At 39.1% G+C, this 22,375-nt stretch carries 21 protein-coding genes; 13 read left to right on the top strand and 8 right to left on the bottom strand.

Annotation, left to right across the window (positions count from 1 at the left end):
* Nucleotides 1–6: 6 nt before the first annotated feature.
* The gene (locus tag H5120_RS18135) at nucleotides 7–1,047 is read right to left on the bottom strand and encodes a type IV pilus twitching motility protein PilT (RefSeq protein ID WP_039488318.1); all 1,041 of its coding nucleotides are present in this window, start codon (nucleotides 1,045–1,047) and stop codon (nucleotides 7–9) included.
* A 2-nt stretch (nucleotides 1,048–1,049) separates the two neighbouring features.
* Here H5120_RS18135 and H5120_RS18140 point away from each other — a divergent pair, with 2 nt between their 5' ends.
* The 8 genes from H5120_RS18140 (at nucleotide 1,050) to H5120_RS18175 (ending at nucleotide 8,077) form a co-directional block, all read left to right on the top strand.
* Nucleotides 1,050–1,763: a YggS family pyridoxal phosphate-dependent enzyme gene (locus tag H5120_RS18140; RefSeq protein ID WP_182671387.1), complete on the top strand. Its 714-nt coding sequence runs from the start codon at nucleotides 1,050–1,052 to the stop codon at nucleotides 1,761–1,763.
* 17 nt (nucleotides 1,764–1,780) lie between these two features.
* Nucleotides 1,781–2,602, top strand: coding sequence for a pyrroline-5-carboxylate reductase (proC, locus tag H5120_RS18145; protein ID WP_182675685.1), 822 nt, complete (start codon nucleotides 1,781–1,783; stop codon nucleotides 2,600–2,602).
* A 26-nt stretch (nucleotides 2,603–2,628) separates the two neighbouring features.
* A complete protein-coding gene (locus H5120_RS18150; RefSeq protein ID WP_002962568.1) occupies nucleotides 2,629–3,162 on the top strand; it encodes a YggT family protein in 534 nt (177 codons plus the stop codon).
* Nucleotides 3,163–3,222: 60 nt separating this feature from the next.
* Nucleotides 3,223–3,666 (top strand): DUF4426 domain-containing protein, encoded by a 444-nt coding sequence (locus tag H5120_RS18155; RefSeq protein ID WP_165723835.1) that lies wholly within the window; start codon nucleotides 3,223–3,225, stop codon nucleotides 3,664–3,666.
* Nucleotides 3,667–3,670: 4 nt separating this feature from the next.
* Nucleotides 3,671–4,270 carry an XTP/dITP diphosphatase gene (locus H5120_RS18160; protein ID WP_182675686.1) on the top strand — a complete coding sequence of 200 codons (600 nt, stop codon included), beginning with the start codon at nucleotides 3,671–3,673 and terminating at the stop codon, nucleotides 4,268–4,270.
* A complete protein-coding gene (hemW, locus tag H5120_RS18165; RefSeq protein WP_002962575.1) occupies nucleotides 4,267–5,403 on the top strand; it encodes a radical SAM family heme chaperone HemW in 1,137 nt (378 codons plus the stop codon). The genes H5120_RS18160 and hemW overlap by 4 nt, the downstream gene beginning before the upstream one ends.
* Before the next feature lie 79 nt (nucleotides 5,404–5,482).
* Nucleotides 5,483–7,318 (top strand): DUF885 family protein, encoded by a 1,836-nt coding sequence (locus H5120_RS18170; RefSeq protein WP_182675687.1) that lies wholly within the window; start codon nucleotides 5,483–5,485, stop codon nucleotides 7,316–7,318.
* 90 nt (nucleotides 7,319–7,408) lie between these two features.
* Nucleotides 7,409–8,077: a hypothetical protein gene (locus tag H5120_RS18175; protein ID WP_002962577.1), complete on the top strand. Its 669-nt coding sequence runs from the start codon at nucleotides 7,409–7,411 to the stop codon at nucleotides 8,075–8,077.
* Here H5120_RS18175 and H5120_RS18180 read toward each other — a convergent pair.
* Together H5120_RS18180 and H5120_RS18185 are read right to left on the bottom strand one after the other, a co-directional pair.
* Nucleotides 8,060–8,503, bottom strand: a complete 444-nt coding sequence (locus tag H5120_RS18180; RefSeq protein ID WP_182671392.1) for a hypothetical protein — start codon at nucleotides 8,501–8,503, stop codon at nucleotides 8,060–8,062. The two genes, H5120_RS18175 and H5120_RS18180, sit on opposite strands and share 18 nt — an antisense overlap.
* A gap of 8 nt (nucleotides 8,504–8,511) precedes the next feature.
* Entirely contained in the window at nucleotides 8,512–9,228 is a 717-nt protein-coding gene (locus tag H5120_RS18185; RefSeq protein ID WP_182671393.1) for an SIMPL domain-containing protein, read from the bottom strand.
* A 114-nt stretch (nucleotides 9,229–9,342) separates the two neighbouring features.
* On the opposite strand from H5120_RS18185, the gene H5120_RS18190 reads away from it, so the two are divergent.
* Nucleotides 9,343–12,012: a bifunctional acetate--CoA ligase family protein/GNAT family N-acetyltransferase gene (locus tag H5120_RS18190; protein ID WP_182671394.1), complete on the top strand. Its 2,670-nt coding sequence runs from the start codon at nucleotides 9,343–9,345 to the stop codon at nucleotides 12,010–12,012.
* Nucleotides 12,012–12,965 (top strand): ion transporter, encoded by a 954-nt coding sequence (locus tag H5120_RS18195; protein ID WP_182675688.1) that lies wholly within the window; start codon nucleotides 12,012–12,014, stop codon nucleotides 12,963–12,965. Before H5120_RS18190 ends, H5120_RS18195 begins: the two co-directional genes overlap by 1 nt.
* Nucleotides 12,966–12,981: 16 nt before the next feature.
* On the opposite strand, the gene H5120_RS18200 is transcribed toward H5120_RS18195, so the two are convergent.
* Genes H5120_RS18200 through H5120_RS18210 form a run of 3 tightly spaced genes read right to left on the bottom strand, consistent with a single transcriptional unit; the run spans nucleotide 12,982 to nucleotide 18,129 of the window.
* On the bottom strand, nucleotides 12,982–17,484 hold the full coding sequence (locus tag H5120_RS18200; protein ID WP_182675689.1) for an EAL domain-containing protein: 4,503 nt from the start codon (nucleotides 17,482–17,484) through the stop codon (nucleotides 12,982–12,984).
* Between the two features lie 25 nt (nucleotides 17,485–17,509).
* A complete protein-coding gene (locus H5120_RS18205) occupies nucleotides 17,510–17,911 on the bottom strand; it encodes a GNAT family N-acetyltransferase (protein ID WP_024596205.1) in 402 nt (133 codons plus the stop codon).
* 14 nt (nucleotides 17,912–17,925) lie between these two features.
* Nucleotides 17,926–18,129 (bottom strand): DUF3283 family protein, encoded by a 204-nt coding sequence (locus H5120_RS18210; RefSeq protein WP_024596204.1) that lies wholly within the window; start codon nucleotides 18,127–18,129, stop codon nucleotides 17,926–17,928.
* 119 nt (nucleotides 18,130–18,248) lie between these two features.
* Between H5120_RS18210 and H5120_RS18215 the strand changes: the two genes are divergently transcribed.
* Nucleotides 18,249–18,947 carry an ABC transporter substrate-binding protein gene (locus H5120_RS18215; RefSeq protein ID WP_182675690.1) on the top strand — a complete coding sequence of 233 codons (699 nt, stop codon included), beginning with the start codon at nucleotides 18,249–18,251 and terminating at the stop codon, nucleotides 18,945–18,947.
* Here the strand turns inward: H5120_RS18215 and H5120_RS18220 are convergent.
* Nucleotides 18,944–19,189 carry a DUF1289 domain-containing protein gene (locus tag H5120_RS18220; protein WP_182675691.1) on the bottom strand — a complete coding sequence of 82 codons (246 nt, stop codon included), beginning with the start codon at nucleotides 19,187–19,189 and terminating at the stop codon, nucleotides 18,944–18,946. The genes H5120_RS18215 and H5120_RS18220 overlap by 4 nt on opposite strands.
* 105 nt (nucleotides 19,190–19,294) lie before the next feature.
* Nucleotides 19,295–20,428: a 1-acyl-sn-glycerol-3-phosphate acyltransferase gene (locus tag H5120_RS18225; protein ID WP_039488367.1), complete on the bottom strand. Its 1,134-nt coding sequence runs from the start codon at nucleotides 20,426–20,428 to the stop codon at nucleotides 19,295–19,297.
* Between the two features lie 389 nt (nucleotides 20,429–20,817).
* Between H5120_RS18225 and H5120_RS18230 the strand changes: the two genes are divergently transcribed.
* Nucleotides 20,818–21,762, top strand: coding sequence for a D-2-hydroxyacid dehydrogenase (locus H5120_RS18230; RefSeq protein WP_182675692.1), 945 nt, complete (start codon nucleotides 20,818–20,820; stop codon nucleotides 21,760–21,762).
* 185 nt (nucleotides 21,763–21,947) lie between these two features.
* Complete coding sequence (locus H5120_RS18235; RefSeq protein ID WP_024596200.1) at nucleotides 21,948–22,328, top strand: DUF3192 domain-containing protein; 381 nt, start codon at nucleotides 21,948–21,950, stop codon at nucleotides 22,326–22,328.
* Nucleotides 22,329–22,375 lie beyond the last annotated feature (47 nt).

Below are 22,375 nucleotides of genomic sequence, written 5' to 3' on the forward strand. Positions count from 1 at the left end.
AATTTCTTACCCACCAAATTGTGTTTTGTCTTGCGCTTTTTCTTTCGCTGCCGCATTTGTAACAATACCGTGATTAACTAAATTAGTTAAACACTGATCCATTGTTTGCATGCCCACAGACGCACCGGTTTGAATAGACGAATACATTTGTGCAATTTTATCTTCACGAATTAAGTTACGAATAGCAGGAACTGCAATCATAATTTCGTGTGCTGCAACTCGCCCACCACCAATTTTTTTAAGCAGCGTTTGTGAAATTACCGCACGTAAAGATTCAGATAACATTGAGCGCACCATGGCTTTTTCTTCACCTGGGAATACATCAATAATACGGTCAATAGTTTTTGGTGCAGATGTTGTATGTAGCGTGCCAAACACTAAGTGACCCGTTTCGGCAGCGGTCATTGCAAGACGAATTGTTTCTAAATCTCGTAACTCACCCACAAGTATTACATCAGGGTCTTCACGCAATGCACTACGTAGCGCGTTTGAAAAGCTATGTGTATCGCGGTGAACTTCACGTTGGTTAATTAAACTTAATTTATTATCGTGAACAAACTCGATTGGATCTTCTATTGTTAGAATATGGTGATGTTTATTTTGATTTATATAATCGACCATAGCGGCAAGTGTTGTTGATTTACCAGAACCCGTTGGCCCTGTTACTAACACGAGTCCACGTGGGGTATCAGAGATTGTTTTAAAAATATCTGGCGCACCTAAATCATCAAGCGTTAACACTTCACTTGGTATGGTACGAAATACCGCAGCAGGCCCGCGATTAGAGTTAAACGCATTCACACGAAAACGTGCTAAATTAGGCACTTCAAACGAAAAATCCACTTCGAGGTTTTGTTCGTAGTCCTTGCGTTGATTATCGTTCATAATATCGTAAACCAGACTGTTTACGTCTTTGTCTGCAAGGGCTGGTATATTAATGCGGCGAACATCACCGTCTACGCGTATCATAGGTGAAACACCCGACGATAAATGTAAATCGGATGCTTTGTGTTGCACACTAAACGCTAATAATTCGGTAATATCCATTTATGACTCCACAACTAACTGATAAATATATGGTTACAATAGCAGAACGACTCACATCCGCCTACGCTAGAATTGCAGACGCGGCAAAAAACACACAGCGAAACACTAACGAAGTTACTCTACTAGCAGTGTCTAAAACTAAACCAAGCGAAGATATTATTGCAGCTTATGAGCATGGTCAGCGCGAATTTGGTGAATCTTATGTTCAAGAGGCTATAGATAAAATAGCTCAACTACAGTCATATAGCGACATCATTTGGCATTTCATTGGCCCTATTCAATCAAATAAAAGTGCATTAGTAGCTGCTAACTTTGATTGGGTGCAAAGTGTTGATCGCATAAAAATAGCAAAGCGATTAGATTCCCAGCGCCCAGACGATAAACCACCTCTTAATATACTTATTCAAGTAAATATAAGTAATGAGGAAGCAAAGTCAGGTTGCCGCCGTGATGAAATAGATGAACTTGCCAATTTTATTAACCAATGTGAGCACTTAACACTTCGAGGTTTAATGGCAATTCCCGCTAAAAGCGACAGACTGGATACGCAAATTCAATCTTTTGAGCAATTACAAACTTGCTTTGATAAACTAAAGACCCAATATCCTCAAGTAGATACTTTGTCGATGGGTATGAGTAACGATGTTGAAGCTGCCATTAGCGCAGGCTCAACCATGGTAAGGATCGGCACAGACATTTTTGGAACACGAACTTAAAAGGTGATAACAGATTTATGTCAGATAAAAAAATCGCATTTATAGGCACAGGTAATATGAGCTACGCCATTATTGGTGGCATGGTAAAAAACGGCTTTAACGCAAGTAACATAATTGCGACTAACCGCAACCAAGAAAAGCTTGAAAAGGTAGCATTTGATTTCAAGGTGCAAACCACCAGTGACAATAACAAAGCCCTGCGCGATGCTGATGTAATTGTTTTGTCTGTTAAACCACAAATGATGGGCGATTTATGTAAATCGTTTCAAGAGTCGGGCGTAGATTTTAGCGATAAACTGTTTATTTCTGTTGCTGCGGGCTTAACTGTAAAACGTTTACGTGAAATGCTAGGCCAAGACGTTAAAATGGTACGTTGTATGCCAAACACGCCATCTTTATTAGGTCGCGGAGTATCAGGTTTATATGGTGCGGGCGAAACACCAAGCGAACACGAATTTGTACAACAAGTTTTTGAATGCACGGGCATTGTTGTATGGGTGGAAAAAGAGTCACAAATTAACGATATTATTGCTGTGACCGGCTCATCGCCTGCTTACTTTTTCTTATTTATGGAAGCCATAGAAAAAAAAGCTAAAGCGCTGGGCTTTAACGATGAAGACGCTCGTCGCCTAGTACAACAAACAGCCCTTGGCGCCGCCGAAATGGCACTTAGCCAGCCTGATATTACTATTTCGCAACTACGTTCAAACGTAACATCTAAAGGCGGTACTACTCACGCAGCTGTTGAGCACTTAAAAGATGAAGGCTTAACTAAAACCGTTGGCGATGCAATGGATGCGTGTATTGCGCGTGCAGAGCAGATGGAAAAAGAACTTTAAAACCACTTTTTATTGAAGGTTACACTATGAATGCCATGCAATTTTTAATCAGTACCCTGTTTGATTTGTTTTTAATGGTGGTATTACTGCGCTTTTGGCTGCAGTGGGCAAAAGCCGACTTTTACAATCCAATGAGCCAGTTTGTGGTTAAAGCCACTTCGTTTGCGGTAAAACCACTGCGTAAAATCATTCCGGGGTTTGGCGGACTTGATCTAGCATCTCTGTTGCTGGCATTTATAGTGGCTGTAGCCAAAATTAGTACTTTAATGCTTGTTATATATAATGCGTGGGCAATACAGCCTGTGCTTATTCAAGCACTTATAACGGTACTAAAAGAAGGCCTTAATTTAGTATTTTGGGTACTTATTATTCGCGCTATTTTAAGTTGGGTTAGCCAAGGCTATAACCCTATAGAAGCGGTTTTCCACCAGCTTACTGAACCAATGCTAAAACCAATTCGTAAAATATTGCCATCAATGGGTGGCTTAGATTTATCAGTTTTAGTGCTTATTATTGGTATTCAGTTTTTGCAAATGCTGCTTATGGATTTTTTAGTCTAATATGGATTTTTTAATTAGAGGCCCAAAGGCCTCTTTTTTATATGTTTTGAGGAATACATAATGAACCGTTTAATTAAGTTTTGTTTTATTGCTTGTTTAGCATTTGCATTTAACGCGCAAAGCGAAGAAATGCAGGGCGCACAATACAAGGAGCTTGGCCCTTGGCAAGTCCATTACATCGCCTTTCCTTCTACTTTTATTCAGCCAAAAATAGCAAAAGCATACAACCTTGAGCGCAGTGGCTACAAAGGGGTTGTAAACATTTCTATATTAAAAAATGATGCCGATAAAACAGCACAAACGGCAAAGCTTACAGGCACAGCTAAAAACCTACTTGGCAACAAACAAACACTTACTTTTAAAGAAGTAAAAGAAGGTGAGTCAATTTATTACCTTGCCCAAGTTGATTACACCAACGAAGAGATTTTACGCTTTGAGATTGAGATACAACAAAATAATCAATTTCAAAAATTACAGTTTCAGCAAAAATTTTACGTAGATTAATAACATGACCAAAACTTTAGTACTTGCTACAGGTAACCCTGGCAAAGTAAAAGAGCTAGCTAACATGCTAAGCTCTCTGAATATTAATGTAGTTCCACAGAGCGATTTTAACGTAGGTGAAGTTGCCGAAACCGGCACTACCTTTGTTGAAAATGCCATTATTAAAGCGCGCCATGCCGCTAAAATTACTGGTATGCCTGCTATTGCCGATGACTCAGGTTTAGAAGTTGATGGCTTAAATGGCGCGCCCGGTGTTTACTCAGCCCGTTTTGCAGGCCCAGGTGCCAGCGATCAAGATAACATTGATAAGTTACTTGTAGATTTAGGTGATAACCCTATTCGCAGTGCACGCTTTTGGTGTGTACTGGTGTTAATGCGCCACGCAGACGACCCTACTCCGCTTATTTGTAGTGCTAGTTGGGAGGGCGAAATTACGCTCACTCAAAATGGCAATGGTGGATTTGGTTACGATCCTGTGTTTTTTGTAGCAGAGAAAAATTGTACGAGTGCTGAGCTTACAAAAGAGCAAAAAAATGCAGTGAGTCATCGCGGACAAGCGCTGAAAAAATTATTACTAGAACTACAGCAAAAAGGCGGCCTGTGAACCTTCCACCACTGAGCTTATATGTGCACGTGCCTTGGTGCGTGCAAAAATGCCCGTACTGCGATTTTAATAGCCACGGACAAAAAGGTGAAATACCTGAAGCTGAATATGTTCAACACTTAATTGATGACTTAAAAGCAGATTTGCACTTAGTGCAAGGACGTAAAATTCATAGCATTTTTATTGGTGGCGGCACTCCGAGCCTATTAACTGGTGCAGCTTATACCCGTTTATTAAATGAAGTCGACAACCTAATTGGGCTTGAAGAACACTGCGAAATAACCCTTGAAGCCAACCCTGGTACAGTAGAAACAGGTCGCTTTAAAGATTACGTAAAAGCAGGCATTAACCGTATTTCTATTGGCGTGCAAAGCATGCAAAACGACAAGTTAAAAGCACTTGGTCGGATTCATGGCAGCGACGAGGCAAACTATGCAGCGCAACAAGCTAAGGAAGCCGGTTTAAATAGCTTTAACCTTGATTTAATGCATGGCTTACCTGGGCAAACACTTGATGATGCACTGAGTGATTTAAAACAAATAATAGCGCTCGATCCACCGCATATATCTTGGTATCAACTAACTATTGAACCCAATACTCAGTTTGCTTCAAAACCCCCCACCTTGCCACAAGATGAAACACTGTGGGACATTCAAGAGCAAGGGGTTGAGTTACTCGCGCAAGCAGGTTACGTGCAATACGAAATATCGGGCTATGCAAAACCGGGCTATCAATGCCAACATAACTTAAATTATTGGCGTTTTGGCGATTATCTCGGTATTGGCTGCGGCGCACATGGTAAGGTTACTGATGCAAATACAGGGCTTATAACGCGTACCGAAAAGGTTAAACATCCACGCGGCTATATGGATTTAATTAAACCGTATATGTATAAAAGCTGGCATGTAGAGCAAGACGATTTAGCGTTTGAATTTTTTATGAATCGCTTTCGCCTTGTTGAGCCTTGCCCAATTAATGATTTTAATAAACTAACAACACTGCCGCTGCAAAGTCAGCAAAGTGCATTAAACCAAGCAATAAATAAAGGTTTATTGACTCAAACAGACAGCCATTGGCAGGTAACCTTAAAAGGTCATCGCTTTTTAAATGACCTGCTAGAATTGTTTGTGTAGCGCTAAGGCACTGCACAACAATATAAAACTAATAAATATAAATCACCCTACTGGGTTTCTAACAACAAAAGGGAAAACAATGCGTAAACTCACTTTTATTGCGGCCGCAGTAAGCGTTGCACTACTTGCTGGTTGCCAGCAAACAACACAACAATCTACTTCAGCCCCTATTGCACAAGCAGTTCAATCACAACAAAGTGAAATAGACAAAGCCAATGCATTTTTTGAAGATACATTTAACCGCGATGTAATGAGCAGCCCTGTATATCAAACATACATGGGGGTTAAGCAAGATTACGATAAATGGGACGATGGCAGCGAAGAAAGAAAGCTTAAAGATTTAGCACAAACAAAAGCTGACCTAGTTGCATTAAAAGCAATTAATCGTGATCTATTAGATGATGCAACAAAAGTTAGCTACGACTTAAAAAAACAGGATCTTGAAAGCTCAATTGCTGACTTTAAATGGCGCTACCATAATTACCCTGTGAACCAGATGTTTGGTACGCATTCTATGATCCCTGCGTTTTTAATTAATCAGCACTCAATTAGTAATGTAAAAGAAGCTAAAGACTACATTTCACGCCTAAATGGTGTAACTGGTGTTATTGATCAGCTTATCGTTGATTTAACTGTACGTGCAGAAAAAGGCATCATAGCCCCTAAATTTGTATTCCCGCATGTTATTGATTCAAGCAAAAACATTATTCACGGTGCACCGTTTGAAAAAGGCGATGATTCTACATTGCTTGCTGACTTTAAACGCAAAGTAACAGCGCTTGAAATTAGCCAAGACGAAAAAGACTCGTTAATCAGCGATGCATCAGATGCATTAAAATCGGCTGTTAAACCATCTTACTCTAAGCTAATTAATTACCTAGCGCAGCTTGAGAAACGTGCTGATGATCGCGATGGCGCATGGAAATTACCAGATGGCGAAGCGTTTTATAACAACGCACTTAAGCGCACTACAACAACAGATTTAACGGCTAAAGAAATTCATGCAATTGGTTTATCTGAAGTGACACGTATTCATGATGAAATGCGTGAAATTAAAGATAAAGTAGGCTTTAAAGGCGACTTAAAAGCGTTTATGCAGTTTATGAAAACTGACAAACAATTTTACTACCCTAATGATGCACAAGGTAAGCAACGCTACCTTGATGAAGCCACTGGACTTATTGATACAATGAAAACACGCTTAGATGAGTTATTCATTGTTAAACCAAAAGCTGATTTAAAAGTAAAAGCAGTTGAAGCATTCCGTGAAAAAGCAGCGGGCAAGGCATTTTACCAACAGCCAGCTCCAGATGGTTCACGCCCAGGTATTTACTACGCTAACCTTTATGACATGGAAGCTATGCCAACATATCAAATGGAAGCACTTGCTTACCACGAAGGTATTCCGGGTCACCACATGCAAATCGCTATTTCGCAAGAACTAGAAGGCGTTCCTAAGTTCCGTAAATTTGGTGGTTACACAGCGTATATTGAAGGTTGGGGTTTATACTCAGAGTTCATTCCTAAAGAAATGGGCATGTACTCAGACCCTTACTCAGATTTTGGTCGTCTTTCAATGGAGCTATGGCGCGCATGTCGTCTAGTGGTTGATACGGGTATTCACGCGATGAAGTGGACTCGTCAAGAAGGTATTGATTACTACGTAAATAACACGCCTAATGCAACATCTGACGGTGTTAAAATGGTTGAGCGTCACATTGTAATGCCTTCACAAGCAACGGCTTATAAAGTGGGTATGCTTAAGATTTTAGAGCTTCGTGAAGACGCTAAAAAGCAACTGGGTGATAAGTTTGATATTCGCCAGTTCCACGACGTAGTACTTAAAAATGGTCCTGTACCACTAAATGTACTAGAGAACTTTGTTAATGAATGGGTAGCAAGCAAAAAAGCTTAAAACCAATTTAAACAATTGCTTTAAATATGAAAGGTCGCATTTGCGGCCTTTTTTGTTTTATAGTAGTAAAAAAGATTTTTGGAAATAATAATGGATTTAAGCATACAACTACTTAATGCGCGTATTTCAAAGCAACAGTTAAATGAGCTCGATAACGACTTTAAGCAGTTAAGCCCTGCTCAGCAAACTTTGCAGCTTAACCATTTATATGACAGCGCCCAACGATTGAGTGTTAAGTATGACTTTATGCAAAACATAGCAACGCGGATATTAAGCTCTAACACAGCGCCTTCTCCATTTATTAATCAACTCACTAATATTGACGCATTGAGCTTTTTTACCCCAGCGCTGAAAGTAAATAAAGGCTTTTTAGTACAAGATACACAAGGAAATAACGTACTGCACAATGTGTTTAAGCATGCCGATGCGACAAAGCTGCCATTTAACTATGTGCGCTCTTTGATGTTGTTTGAATCAAATGATGAGTTAGCTAAAGCGCTGGCGCAGCCCAACTCTCATGGCTTAACACCGGTTGCCTGCTACATAGCCTATGCAAATAAACCTAGCACACCGGTAAAGCATGAATTTTCAGCTTTGTTAGCATTAATGGAAATAGAGCAAAAACAAAACCCTAACGCAAAACAACAGCTTGCCAACGTAATAAAAGGGCAAAAAGTTAACGAGACCACAATTTTACTGAGCGCCGCTTACTTGCAACGCTCAACGGCGCAAGTTGCTCACTTAATCAAGGCGCTTTAATTCACTCACAACTTCTGTACGCACACTGTCTATGGCATGTGTAATAGATTGCGCAGCACTTTCGTGATCAACCATATTTGGCCAATTTGTTTGCCAGACCTTTTGTAAGTCTTTTGTTTTTAAATGTGCTTTATCAACGGCTAAGTAGCTTAAGTCATGAATTAAGTTAACTTTGACCCAGCCTTTTCTGGGGCTGCCATCTATTTTGTTATTATCGTAATGTGCTGCAAATACAATAAGCTCAAGCTCGGCTAGTTCTTGTAAAATTTGAAAGCTAGCAATGCGTGTATTGTTGTTATCTTCACTTGCCTCCATCCGCCATGCATTATAACTAAAGCCTATAAACGCAAATACTACGCTCGCTATAGCAGTAAAAAAATACGAACGGGGCGCCAGCACAAACTGACCATATTTAGACTCTGACATATTATTTCCTAGTCATTTAAGTAATATTCAACACTGGTTACCACTCTTATATTTTTTATTTGCGGTGTGTTTGAATCTCGATTACTGATACTAAATTGCCCTTGGCGAGCTGTTTTTATTTTGCCTAATTTTGAATTAGAGTCTTTAGCAAATTTATTAGCGACTTCACGCGCTTTTTCAGTTGCTTCTTGCACCATCGCAGGCTTTACGTCATTGAGGCCAGTAAAGATGTATTCAACTTTTGTTTCGTAGCTATCTTGCACTATTGCGATATCTTGTTTAGCAAGCTGGCTTACTTTACTCAGCGCGTTTTGCACTTTATCTGGCGCAGCAGAATAAACAATAATATTTGAGCGCACTATGTATCTAAATTGTTGATTTTCATTACTGTATTCACGTGCTTGCTTATCAATAACTGACTGGCTACCTATTGTTATTTCATCGTCGTCAAAACCATGGAGTTTTAAAAAAGCAGTTACCGCATCATTTTTTTTCTCAACTCGGCTTACTAATTTTTCAAGGTTATTGTCGGCATCACTAAATTGCAGAGGCCAAATTACCGTATCGGCTATTACTTCTCGCTCGGCCAATCCCTTAACCTGCACAGTACGTTCCATCCCTTTCACACTCAAAGCGGTACTTTTTAAAATAAACCCTAAGCTAATTAAGCCTATACTTAAACAAATAGCCGCTATAACAATGTAAAAACCGGGGTTTTTATTCACAATAATCTCCTTGATTGATATCAATAATAAGCATCGAGACGCTCGAAATAACACAGTAAACAGGGTACATTGAGACAATAAATAACGCAAAATTTAATCAGCCTAGGAAAAACCATGAGCCTTAAGCGTATAACCCAATTTTTTAACCCAAGCTCAGTGGCCATTATTGGCGCCTCTAACATATCAACTCGGGCTGGTTTTGTGGTTATGCGCAACTTACTTCAGGGCGGTTTTAAAGGGCCGATAATGCCTGTTACTCCAAGCCATAGCGCAGTACATGGCGTACTTGCTTACCCCTCTATTGCTGACTTACCAAAAGTACCTGACCTTGCTGTTATTTGTACTAACAAAAACACCTTAATTGATATTATTGAGCAGCTTGGAGAGCTTGGCTGTAAAACAGCTATTGTTATTGCCGATGGGCTGTCTGGGGAGCAAAAAAGCGCGCTTAAAGCATGCGCTCAAGCCAAGCAAGTTACTTTGCTTGGACCCAATTGCTTAGGCTTGCTGATCCCTCATATTGGGTTAAATGCGAGCTTTTCACATACCGTGGCAAGCCCAGGTAAAATAGCATTTGTATCGCAATCAGCAGCAGTATGCTCAACCATTTTAGATTGGGCTAAAAACAAAGAAATTGGCTTTTCATATTTTGTATCAGTAGGCGATTGCCTTGATATAAACTTCAATGAGCTACTCGACTTTTTAGGTCGTGATGCTAAAACAAAAGCTATTTTACTCTACATAGATAACATTGAAGATATTCGTGGCTTTATATCAGCAGCAAGAGCCGCGGCCTTTAGTAAACCTGTAATTGCGATTAAAACAGGTAAAACAACTGCAGGCGCACTTGCAGCCGAAATTCACACCGGCGGAAAGCAAAGCTCTGACGCTGTTTACGATGCGTTATTTCAACGAGCGGGTATGCTGCGTGTAAATGATTTACGAGAGCTATTTGCAGCGACACAAACACTCGCCATGCATCCAAAATTATTAAAAGTAGAACAACTGACAATTTTAACTAATGGTGGCGGCCCGGGTGTTATGGCTGTTGATGAGCTTATTCAAAGCTCCGGTAAATTAGCAGAACTAAGCATTGAAACCCGAAATGCGCTAAATAAAGTTATTCCGCAATCAGAAACCACCTCAAACCCTGTGGATATTTTTGGCGACTCAGCACCTGCGCGTTATAAGCAAGCATTAGAAATTTTACTGCACGCAAAAGAAGTTAAAAACTTACTGATTATCCATACTCCCTCAGCGCTTGCGCCCAGCGAAGACTACGCCAACATTATTGTAGAAACCTTACAAACATTACCTAAAATGGCACGCCCTTACGTTATAACTAACTTTATGGGTGAAGACGCATCTTACGCTGCCAGAAAAGTGTGCTCAAACAACGCAATACCCACTTATCGTACGCCTGAAGGGGCTGTTGGCGCATTTATGCACTTGGTAACGTATCGTCGTAACCAAAAGCATTTAACGCAAACACCTGAGTCGAACACTGATGACGCTAAAATAAATAAGGTGGCAGCTAGAACCCTTATTAATGAGTTTTTAGATGATGGACAAAGCTACTTACCTACCCATCAGGCAAGCCAAGTATTAAATCACTATGGTATTAAATGCATTCAAACTGAGGTCGCTTACACCCCAACAGAAGCCAAAGAGCAAGCCATTGAGCTTGGTTTTCCGGTCGCGCTGAAACTTATTAGCCCAAGTATTGCTTCGAAGTCTGAAGTAGGTGGTGTGGTACTTAACTTAAACGACGCCAACGAGGTTGAACAAACTGCTTTTGCGATGCTTATCCGTATTAAAAACACTTATCCGGATGCTGTTATTGAAGGGTTTTCATTACAAAAAATGGCGCCGCGAGCAGGCGCTAATGAGCTGCGAATTGCTATTAAAACCGAGCCTAATTTTGGCCCTGTTATATTATTAGGTGAAGCAGGCACTGGCCTTGAATATGCACAAGCCGCCGTTGCTCTACCTCCACTGAATATGAACTTGGCAAAGTATTTAATTGCTGCAGCGCACGACAAAGGCGTATTAAAGGAGCGCATACTCCCCGAAAAAGTTGATAAGTATCGTTTATGTGCACTGCTAACGCGTATTTCTCAGTTAGTTATTGATCAACCCGATATAAGCTCAATGGAACTAAATCCTATACTTGCCAGCAATGGGCAGTTTTTAGTGCTCGATGCCACTATGACACTTAACCGCTATCAAGCTCAGAGCAATCGTAAGCGCTTATCTATTCGTCCTTACCCTATTGACCTTGTTGAAGTGGTAACACTTAAAAATAACACTCAAGCTACGCTCAGACCGATAAAACCGGAAGATGAACAAGCTCATAAAGTATTTGACGAGTCACTTAACAAAGAAGACAGATATAAACGCTTTTTTGGCGAACTACCACAATTTAACCACGATCAACTCGCTAAAATGACGCAAATTGATTACGACCGTGAAATGGCGTTTATTGTGTGCCAACGCTTTGAAGGTAAAACCCGTACACTGGGTGTGTCTCGCGTCATTATGGACCCCGATAACCTACATGCTGAGTTTGCTATTGTAGTACGCTCAGACTGCCAAGGCTTAGGGCTTGGTCGTATACTAATGAGCGCTGCAATTAATCACTGCAAACGCCAAGGTGTAGAGTCGATTGAAGGCATAACCTTACCAGAGAATACAGGGATGATTGAACTTGCCCGTAAGCTAGGTTTTAAAATTAGTCGCGACTTTGAAGAAGGCAGTATTAACATGGTACTTAAACTTAAATAATGAATGAACCGCAAACTTTACGCCAAAAAATGGCTTGCCTGTTTGAAGGTACAGGTCAGTACCATCGAGCGGGACATATTCTTGATATTGCACTCATTAGCTTAATAATGATTAACGTTGTAGCCATTGTTATTGAGTCAATCCCAAGTGTGGCAGAGCAGTATTACAACGAATTCTTAGTTTTAGAAATTGTCTCGGTCGCTATTTTTGCTATTGAGTACTTAGCCAGGCTTTGGGCTTGCGTAGATAAAACACAATATGCAGCAATGGAAGGGTCTCATACCAAACGTCGGCTTAGCTATTTTTTCTCTCCTTTGGCAATTGTTGATTTAATTGCGATTTTACCAAGCTTAATGATGTTTTTATTCCCTCTCGATTTACGTTTTTTACGCGTGCTCCGACTATTAAGGGTATTTAAACTCACTCGCTACTCACGCGCCATGCAGCTACTTTTAAAAGCCTTTAACGATGAAGGTAGTTCATTAATGGCTGCTTTTTTTATTATGGCCGTCGTGCTTATTTTAGCTTCATGCGGAATTTACTTAATTGAGCACGACATACAACCCGATAAATTTGGCTCTATTCCTGCGGCTATGTGGTGGGCAATGGCAACACTAACAACCGTTGGTTATGGCGATGTAGTACCTATAACGCCATTGGGTAAGTTTTTCGGCGGGGTTATTACACTACTGAGCATGGGAATGGTTGCAATACCTACCGGTTTACTGGCGTCTAGTTTTTCAGAACAAATACGTAAACGCCGTCAGTTTTTTGAAGACGCTGTGCACGAGTCAATTCAAGATGGCACACTTAATGACACCCAACAAGTACACCTAGAAGAGCTACGCCATAAGCTAGGCTTGAGTAAACTTGAAGCTAATAAGGCCATTAAAACGCAGTTAAATGAGCATAACAGCCATTTGTTTTGCAGACACTGCGGTAAAAGACCCTAAATCCGTGCGACTATTCTCAATTGAATATATCACTCCAATCGCGATTAATAAGCGCGAGTACTTCGGTATTAGGTACCGGTTTACTAAATAAATACCCTTGGAAATGCTTGCACCCTCTCGCCTTTAAAAAAGCAAGTTGATGCGAGCTTTCTACGCCTTCAGCTACACACTCTTTGCCTAAACTATCTGCAAGCGCGAGTGTTGATTGGATAATGGCCTCATCATCAGAGTCTATGCCTATGTCTTGTACAAAGCTTCTATCTATTTTGAGTACATCAATAGGAAAACGTTTTAAATAGGTAAGTGATGCGTAACCTGTACCAAAATCATCCATGTACAATCTACAACCCAACTTTTTAAGTTGTTCCATGCTATGCAGCGCTTCTTTTGAATCACGCATTAATATTGATTCGGTTATTTCAAAAACAATTGCCTCAGACGATACACCCGCTTTACTTAACGCTCTTCTAATTTCAGGAACAAGGTCTTTAAACTCAAAATCTAGTGCTGATAAGTTAATAGATAAATACAGGTTAGGTGAGGCTTTTCGCCACTCTTTTAACTCGAATAAAGCGCGCGCAAAGGTCTGCAGCATAATTTTTGTAATTAAGCCTATCCCCTCTGCAGCCAGCGAAAACTCTTGAGTTTGTACTAGTTTATTTTCGGGCCAACGCAGCAGCACTTCAAAGCCTTCTGTTTTTTGGCTCTTAGCATTAATAATAGGCTGATAGTAATTACAAAACTCTTCTTCTCGATACGCTCTAGTAAGCTGAGATTCAAGATGCAGCGCTCTTTGAACATGCTGGTTCATCTCTTGCTTATAAAACTGGTAGCGCCCTTCTAAAGAGTCTTTTGCATGATATAACGCTATGCTCGCAGCTTTTAAAAGTGCGGGGCCTTGCTCTGCGTCATCTGGCGATATCGACACACCAATACTTAAATTAACGTTTACAACTTGACCATTAATCGCAATATTTTGATTCACGCAATCCATCAACTTAGTACATATTATAAGTACTTGCTCTATCTGATGAATATCCTCTACTAACACAACAAACTCATCGCCACCAAATCGCGCAACACTATCCGATGGTCGCAAAGAGCACTTTAAGCGCTCAGCAACTTCTTTAATTAGCTCATCAGCCGCTTCGTGCCCTAATGAGTCATTAAAGTATTTAAAACGTTTAATATTGATATGTAACAAAGCCACTTTGCATCCATGCAGTTTTGCTTGTTCAAGGGCATGTTCAACGCGGTCATTAAATAATGTACGATTTGGCAGCCCAGTTAAGGCATCATAGTTGGCCAATAAGTGCAGCTCATTTTCAGCTGATTTTTGTGCGTTTATATCGGTTAAAATAATGACATAACTATTAAGGCGCTGCTCGTTATCGGCCACTGCACTTATTTTCACAAGTACATGACGCGATTCACCATTAGCTAGAACCACACTGTCTTCACACGAAAAATGCTCCCCAACAGATAGCTTTTGCATAATACGTAAATAATCAAAACGATTGCTGCGCGATATACCTAAATTTAAAGTCCGGCTAGATAACGACTCTGCGGAGAAATTAAAGGCGGTTTGCAGTGATTTATTAGAAGCCCGAATATTTAAGTTTTTATCGAGTATAAACACCCAATCACGTGTTTGCTCAAATGCTGCCGTAAATAGTAAAGCGTGTTCTTCAAACACCATCTCACGGGTCATATTTGTATAAGTACCCGCTACTTTTTGTGGAGTTTTATCATCCCACTCAACTACTTTTCCAAAGTCCTTATACCAGCGCCAATAGCCTTTTGCATGGCGCAGGCGGTAGGTACAATTAAAGTAACCTTTATCGGTAGATAAAAACTCAAGCCACTCTAAGCGAAATAGCTGTTTGTCCTGCGGATGAATTTTAGATAAATATTCATCAAGGCTTACAGTTTCATTTTCGTAGCTTAACTCACTGGCTAAGCGGGGTTGGTAAATGCTTGGGTTGCTCGACTCCCAATCCCAGACACCCGATTCGCTGCCTTCAAGTGCTAATTTTAAACGCGCTTCGCTTTCTTTACTTTCTTTATTTGCTGCCAATAAAATACGCTGAATTTTATTACGGCGCATAACCCACATAGCAACAAAACCAATAAACAGCATGGCGTAAAGCACCATAAAATAAGGTGCACGCCAAAGCGGATACTTTACTTTTATTTTTAAAATAGCAGGCGAGGTATATTCGCCAGTCAGGGGGTCTTTAGCCCAAACTTTTAATTGGTAATTACCTGGATTCAATTTTGGAAACAATACGCGGTTGTTATTTCGAGTATAACTTTTTTGTCCGTTATCGAGTTGATACTCATAAATGATGCGTTCTTGGTTACTAAATGCCATAGCCGAAAATGCCACTTCAAGCCCAATATCATCATGGTTTAACACAACCTCGTTAAGAGGCTGTTTTAAATCAAGCGATAGATCTCGTGACATTAAATCAACTCGCGTAATATTTACGTGATCAATAAGTGATTGATAATTTTGGTTTTCCATTGGGTGAAAATAAGTAAAACCTTTTAAGCTACCATACGCAATATGGCCATCTTTAAGCTGTGCCATGGCGTTACTATTAAACTCAGCAGAGAGTAGCCCTTCTGACGTAGAAAATTGTTGAAAATGAAGTGTTTCTGGGTTTAATCGCCAAATGCCTTTATGGCTACTCATCCAGATCATGCCATCATCATCTAGCACCATATCGTAAAGCAATGTGCCTAATTTATTCTTCTCTAAATCGATTGTATGTACTAATTGATAAGTAGATGCGTCAAGGCCTATCAAGCCAAAATTAGAGAGTGATATCCACAATATATTGTTGTTATCAATTAAATAAGAAAGCACGCTAATGGCTACGTTTTCGTGCTGCTTTGGCACTTTGTAAATCATTTTAAGTGCTAAATCACTTGGGTTTACTTGATATAAAATTCCAGCATTAAAAAATAGTGGCGAGTCTGGCTTATTGCTCAACGCGGGTAAAAAGCCATGAGCTAAAAAGGGTTCAAACTGGTCAAACTGGCCACCCAGACGCGTTATTACTTGAGAATCAATATTGTATATAAATACCCCATGATCTGAGTGCACAAAGTATAGATCGCCATTTGGCATGAGTGTAACGCCATGCACTCTACCAGTAATCAGCTCTTGATCAGCAGGGTTATGCACTTTTGGTTCGCTAACTTGATGCGTTACAGGGTCAAAAATAAATAAACCACGGTTTGTATAAAGCCATAAATTATCTTTATAGGGCGTTATTTCATATACGGTAAACTCAGTGGTGAGTAAGTCGACTTTGTAGTCTTTTAAATAAGCTTTACCAATATTTGTTTTTAAATCAACCTCGGTAATACCGTTATGCGTTGCAAGCCAAAGCTTGTCTTTATATTCGGTAATCCCCCAGATAGAGTGATGTGATAAACCATCCCCTCCGAGCAAAGTGCCATCGACATTATTAAAATGATAGCTGTCGTGAGATAAGTAAAACGCTCCATCAGTCTTAGTCGCAACCCATGTACCACCCGATTTATCTTTAGCCATATCAATAATACTGGTATCGGCAAGTGTGTACTTACTTTTGGCTATTCGAGTATTTTTAATCATCTCTTTTGTGTTTAAATCAAATTTAAACAAGCCTTTGTCGGTAGCTAAATCTATTGTTCCGTGTTCGTTTACTATGCTCCAAACATTTAAGTCACTTAGTAATACTTTACTTTTAAAAGGTAAATCTGGGCGTTCAAACATTTTTGATAAGTTACTAATATCAACTTCGTATAAGCCTTGTACCGCCCCTACTAACAACTGTTTATTTTCACCTAATGCGAAAGACTTCACATTATTTTGGTAAATATGTTCAGCTTCACCTTTTAAATGCTGTAGAGGTCTAACTTGCTCGGTGGCAATATCAAATACGTATGCACCATGGCTTGTACCTATAAATATATAACCATTGTAGGCAAACAGCTTTCTCACAAGAGTATTTTTATATTTAGCCGGAAGCTCAAAAATAGTTGTTATTTTTCCGGTTGCTATATCAAGCTTTGCAAAATCGCGGCCTCGCCCAATCCAAAGTGTTTTTTTATCAACGGCCACCATACTAAAAACAGACTGATTGATAATTTCTTCTTCACTGGTCGGTTTTTCTAGAAATTGCTGATATGAATCTGTTACGGGGTCGTATCTAAATAGGCCTGCAAGTAAAGAGGCTATCCAAATGTGCCCTTGAGGGTCTTGGTAAATACGATCGATGATCGCCTCTTCTAACTCACCATTAGGGCCGTTTATTGGAATAACTTGATAGCCATCATAACGATTAAGCCCGGCCTCTGTCGAAAGCCAAAGGTAACCGTTAGTGTCTATAAGCATTGTATTAACGTAGCTTTGCGATAAGCCTTCGCTAGGAGATAAACGTTTTACTTGTGCCCCTACTTGGCAACTTAGAATAGTTATTAAAACTACAAAGCAACTAATGATCCCATTAACGTATTTACTCATGCTTATTCCATATTATTATTTATTATTATGGGTACTCTAGAGCGACTATATTTCGATGTTTGTAAGTATCAAAAAGTACTTGTAAAGCAAGAGTATATGTTAACACCTGGTTAAAACCAATAGCACAATATAAATCAGCTACGTTTTCATATGCGAAGGTCTTTATCTCTCTATTTTGCGACTTTAAGAGTGTTGAAAGCAATTGTTTTGCAATCCCTTTACCGCGATGTTCCAGCGCAACAAACATGGTAGATAAAAATAAAAACTCTGTTTTATCTTGTAACCTACATGCTGCCACTATTTCATTATTATAGTAAGTAACCCATACCTTATCTTGTTTATTAGCACGCCCTCTTACGCTGTGCTTTTTGTAGAATTTATTCACAAGTGGGGTTTTTAGTTCATTTAACACTTCAACTTTATACATTTTTATATCGATATTTAGCTAAGCATTAGCGCTAAATACTGTTCAAATTTTTGTTTCAAAACCATTTGCTCTGCCACTGGGCGGCTGTGGATTGTGTTGTAAACTTGCTCTCTCGTTTTTTTATTACGCTTAATTTGATACGCCCAAAAAGACGCTTCATAATCTAACTGAATTTGATATTTTTCTTCACGTGGTAATAGGCATAAATTAAAACTCACAATACTTCCTCATTCGCTTTTAAGATTATTTGATTCCCCCTCTAAACTGGGCAAGAGGTAATCTCCTTGTTATTATACGCGTCTTATTTTATTTATTTCTGTAGTAATTGGAACTGATAATGAATAGACATTTTAGTATCTTGTTATTATTGGTAAATTTATTTTTTAGTGCCTCTTGTTTTAGTCATCAATACAACCTCACTTTTAATCGTCCGCAAAGTACACCTCAAGCTGATTATGCCTTAGAGCTATTAAAGTTAGCATACGCAGATATCGGTTTTAAAATACATATAATCGATTTTAGTCACCAAAATGCTTTGCTCGCTGCAAATAATGGCGTACTTGATGGCCAGTTAGGAAGAGATGCAAGCGTTGAAGAAAATTACGAAAACTTAATTAGAGTCGATTATGAGCTATTTAAGTTTGACTTAGTATTATATAAAAACTGTTTACCTAACAGTTTAGAACAGCTCGATAGCGTCGCAATCGTTGATGGCTACCCTGTGCAAGAACATTATTTAGCACGCACACAGTTTGCAGGGAATATTATTAAAGTTAAAAGCATGAATACCCAACTTAATTTGCTTGCTCAGAAAAAAGTACAGGGAGCCTTAATGATTAACTTTATAATGCAAAATAATGAGCCCCCGTCACCTCAAGGCTGTTTTGTAAAAGAAGTGTTGAATACTTATCCGCTTTATCATTATTTAAATAAACGTAATGCAAACTTAGTAGAAAAGCTTAAAATGTCATTAATTAACCTAACTAACAATGGCACTGTGTACGCACTAAGAGCCAAATATGGATTAAGCTTTTAAAAGTCGAACCCTTGCTGCTGCGACTGCGTGCTTGGCACTGCATTTTGCTGCTTTTTTTGAAGGTAGCGCTTGTAGCGCTGCTGGCACAAACTAAGCACCTTCTTTTTTTGGTCGTTCGATAAGGTATTCCACGAAAAGCGCTCATCGCGACTACGATAACACCCTTTGCAATACCCTCTGTTGTTAACTAAGCAAATACTTTTGCAAGGACTTGGAATATCAAATATTTCAATTTGTTGCACGTATAAGTACCGCCCAGTTGAAGAGGAGGTATTAGTATAGCGTTATTTTTGAGCAAAAAAAAAGCAGCAATTTAATTGCTGCTTAGTTTTGTTGAGCTGGGAGTATTAATACTCACAGCTATTGGTATTTATCTCTGTTTTACGGTGAAATGGCTTAGCGTACATGGCCAGCACTAACGGTTTTAACTCTTCTGGTACACAGGCTAAACGCTGTTCAAACGTCGCTGTATCTGGAGAGTCTATTACCGCCTCTTTACAGCCACCAGCAATGTAATTACCTGGGTGCAAATAAAACGAATCTACAATTTGCCTATCAATTGTTTTAGCAAGCTCTTCAGCACTATCACATTTAGATTCGATTGGTTGTCCAAATGCTAAATGCACATGCCCTTTAGCTGAACTAAAACCTTCAACAATACTGGCAATATCTTCACCCGCTGACTTAATATATTCACCATGATGCTGTTTATGATAAAGCTCTTTAGCCTTAGCAATTGCACACGGTTCATATTGATAAGAAATAGAAACAGGCACTATTTTTAACTCTTTAATATAATCGCCAAATTCTTTCTTTTGTTTACGTCCATTTAATTGCAACATTTTTAAAAGGGCAGGATCTGTTTGATCAAAACCGTCTTTTGCACGCCCTTCTTTTTGTGCAATCCAAATAGAATTTCCACCGATTAAAGAGTCATAGATATATGACGATAACTGGGTTAATGCTTTTAACATTTCTTTTGGTGCTTTAGCAGAGCGCTTAACAATAAAACTTTTATTTAAACGCATAAGCTCAGTAATGTAAGGTATTTGCAATAAATTATCGCCAATAGCAATACGCACTGTTTTCATTTTATGCTGATATAAACCCCAATTAACTAATGCAGGATCAAGCACTATGTCTCTGTGGTTTGAAATAAATAAATAGGCCTGATTAGCGTCTAACTGCTCTAGCCCAGAAAAGGTAACTTTTGATGTGGTGCGCTTCACTAGTTTATCTAAGTATTGCGCCACTTCATTTTGCACATCTTCAACGGTGCTTACTTTGCCCCATTTTTTGCGTAACTGACTTCTTACCATTGGACGTGCAATAAAAGGCACTGCCGATAAAAAGCGCGGTAAATTATACTTTGCTATTACATCAATAAACGCATCATCGTTAATCAAACGTGTAAGCGACGCCGCAACTTCGTCGTCGTTGTATGGGCGTATATCTGCGTATTTATCTTCTAATTCACTCATTACTACATCTACAATGTTAAAAAACGGCACGCTAAAGCGCACCGTTTATGTCTATATCCGATTATAACTCAGCCAATCTAAAATGCGAAATAACCAAAAAAACGATTTTTTATTTTAGCAACTTGCTTTAAAGCCGAGTTTAATTACCTTCTATGACCATAGGCTTGCTTATAAGTGCAATAAAACTGATCAGTCTAGCAAAATACCATGTTCTCAATCTGCTAGTGGGCAGACCACTACTACATAGCCCTCTAATCATTTGGTAGTAATACCATTAACAAAGCCTTTCTTTCGTAGTACCTTAAGCCCATATTTTAGATTTTTGATGGATCGTAAGCCTCTTTTTTACGATTTTAACTCTTTCAGATCCACTTATTTTAGGGCTCATAATGAACATTACTATTCTTGATAACGCAACGTTAGCTAAAACATCTCTTTCGTGTATAGAACAACTTGGTAAATTAACGACTTATGAACTTACCAGCCCAGAGCAAGTTATTGAGCATTGCCAAGGCGCTGATGTATTAATCACTAATAAAGCAGTTTTGAATCGCGATACAATTAGTCAGCTAACACAGCTGAAATTAATTTGCGTAAGTGCAACCGGTACTAATAATGTTGATTTAGAAGCCGCTAAAGAATTTGGCATTGCCGTAACTAATGTAGCTGGCTACTCAACCCCTTCAGTTGTTCAACATACATTTTCTTTAATTACTAACTTACTGGGTAACACCCACCGCTATCAGGCAGATTGCCAGCAAGGCGCATGGCAAAAAAGTGAAATGTTTTGCATACTCGATTACAGCTTTAACGACTTACAAGGTAAAACATTTGCCATTATAGGCGGCGGTACACTAGGCAAAGGCGTTGCTAAAGTGGCTGAGGCATTTGGCGCTAATGTTATTGTTGCAGAGCGTAAAGGGGTTAAATGTCGTGATGGTCGTACGCCTTTTGAAGACGTCATTAAAACAGCCGATATAATCAGCGTACACTGCCCGCTTACAGATGAAACACGTGATTTAATCGCACTTAATGAGCTTAAAATGATGAAGCCAAGCGCTATAATTATTAATACAGCACGTGGTGGTATTATTAACGAAGCCGACTTAGCAACAGCGCTTAAGCAAAACCTAATTGCTGGAGCGGGTGTTGATGTACTAACTAAAGAACCTGCTGAAGCTTCAAATCCACTTGCTAATTACACAGGCAATAACTTATTACTTACTCCACATATTGCATGGGCAAGTACTGAATCTATTGTGCGTTTAATTAATGAAGTAAGTTTAAATATTGCGGCATTTACTAAAGGTGAATCACGCAACCGCTTGGTTTAATCATTTTATTGTAGTAATCAAATAAGCTAAAAAATGGCTGTTTTTACTAATATATTTAATATTTTATTAGATAAAAACAGCTTAACTCACTTAACAAACTGATTCATAACAACTTATTAATATGGTCTACTCTTTGCTTTAATACAGTTAATAACCAATTAAAAATCTTATTAAGGTAAATAAAAATGAAAAAATCACTTTTAGCAGCCGCTTTAATCGCTCCATTTTTAACAGGCTGTGTTATTGCCGTGTCAGATGGCGAAGCTGAGACTCATTGGGCAGGGAAAAACTCATCAAGCTGGCAAGCACAGCATAAAAATAATCGCGAAGTTATATCAGAGCTAAAAATGGATAGCAGCTATCAGTCTGTTTTAACGCAATTAAAAACGCCTAATTTCACAGAGCTATTAAAAAAAGATGATGATGTATACCAAGTACTTTTTTATGTAACGCATAGCAAGCATTCAGATTCCAAAACAACGAAAGATGAATGTACGCCACTTGTATTCAAAAATGATAAGTTAGTGGGCATTGGTGACACCGCTTTAGGTATGATCACGCAGTAACCAATAAAAAATGTTTGATACAAAAACGCCAATATATAAATATTGGC

The sequence above is a fragment of the Pseudoalteromonas sp. SR43-2 genome (assembly GCF_014163885.1).
In the GTDB taxonomy this organism is placed as follows: domain Bacteria; phylum Pseudomonadota; class Gammaproteobacteria; order Enterobacterales; family Alteromonadaceae; genus Pseudoalteromonas; species Pseudoalteromonas distincta.

What these genes read in the sequence shown, in the direction of transcription:
- H5120_RS18135 (WP_039488318.1), bottom strand. Translation starts at nt 1,047, where the DNA reads ATGGATATTACCGAATTATTAGCGTTTAGTGTGCAACACAAAGCATCC.
- H5120_RS18140 (WP_182671387.1), top strand. Translation starts at nt 1,050, where the DNA reads ATGACTCCACAACTAACTGATAAATATATGGTTACAATAGCAGAACGA.
- proC (WP_182675685.1), top strand. Translation starts at nt 1,781, where the DNA reads ATGTCAGATAAAAAAATCGCATTTATAGGCACAGGTAATATGAGCTAC.
- H5120_RS18150 (WP_002962568.1), top strand. Translation starts at nt 2,629, where the DNA reads ATGAATGCCATGCAATTTTTAATCAGTACCCTGTTTGATTTGTTTTTA.
- H5120_RS18155 (WP_165723835.1), top strand. Translation starts at nt 3,223, where the DNA reads ATGAACCGTTTAATTAAGTTTTGTTTTATTGCTTGTTTAGCATTTGCA.
- H5120_RS18160 (WP_182675686.1), top strand. Translation starts at nt 3,671, where the DNA reads ATGACCAAAACTTTAGTACTTGCTACAGGTAACCCTGGCAAAGTAAAA.
- H5120_RS18170 (WP_182675687.1), top strand. Translation starts at nt 5,483, where the DNA reads ATGCGTAAACTCACTTTTATTGCGGCCGCAGTAAGCGTTGCACTACTT.
- H5120_RS18175 (WP_002962577.1), top strand. Translation starts at nt 7,409, where the DNA reads ATGGATTTAAGCATACAACTACTTAATGCGCGTATTTCAAAGCAACAG.
- H5120_RS18180 (WP_182671392.1), bottom strand. Translation starts at nt 8,503, where the DNA reads ATGTCAGAGTCTAAATATGGTCAGTTTGTGCTGGCGCCCCGTTCGTAT.
- H5120_RS18190 (WP_182671394.1), top strand. Translation starts at nt 9,343, where the DNA reads ATGAGCCTTAAGCGTATAACCCAATTTTTTAACCCAAGCTCAGTGGCC.
- H5120_RS18195 (WP_182675688.1), top strand. Translation starts at nt 12,012, where the DNA reads ATGAATGAACCGCAAACTTTACGCCAAAAAATGGCTTGCCTGTTTGAA.
- H5120_RS18200 (WP_182675689.1), bottom strand. Translation starts at nt 17,484, where the DNA reads ATGAGTAAATACGTTAATGGGATCATTAGTTGCTTTGTAGTTTTAATA.
- H5120_RS18205 (WP_024596205.1), bottom strand. Translation starts at nt 17,911, where the DNA reads ATGTATAAAGTTGAAGTGTTAAATGAACTAAAAACCCCACTTGTGAAT.
- H5120_RS18215 (WP_182675690.1), top strand. Translation starts at nt 18,249, where the DNA reads ATGAATAGACATTTTAGTATCTTGTTATTATTGGTAAATTTATTTTTT.
- H5120_RS18225 (WP_039488367.1), bottom strand. Translation starts at nt 20,428, where the DNA reads ATGAGTGAATTAGAAGATAAATACGCAGATATACGCCCATACAACGAC.
- H5120_RS18230 (WP_182675692.1), top strand. Translation starts at nt 20,818, where the DNA reads ATGAACATTACTATTCTTGATAACGCAACGTTAGCTAAAACATCTCTT.
- H5120_RS18235 (WP_024596200.1), top strand. Translation starts at nt 21,948, where the DNA reads ATGAAAAAATCACTTTTAGCAGCCGCTTTAATCGCTCCATTTTTAACA.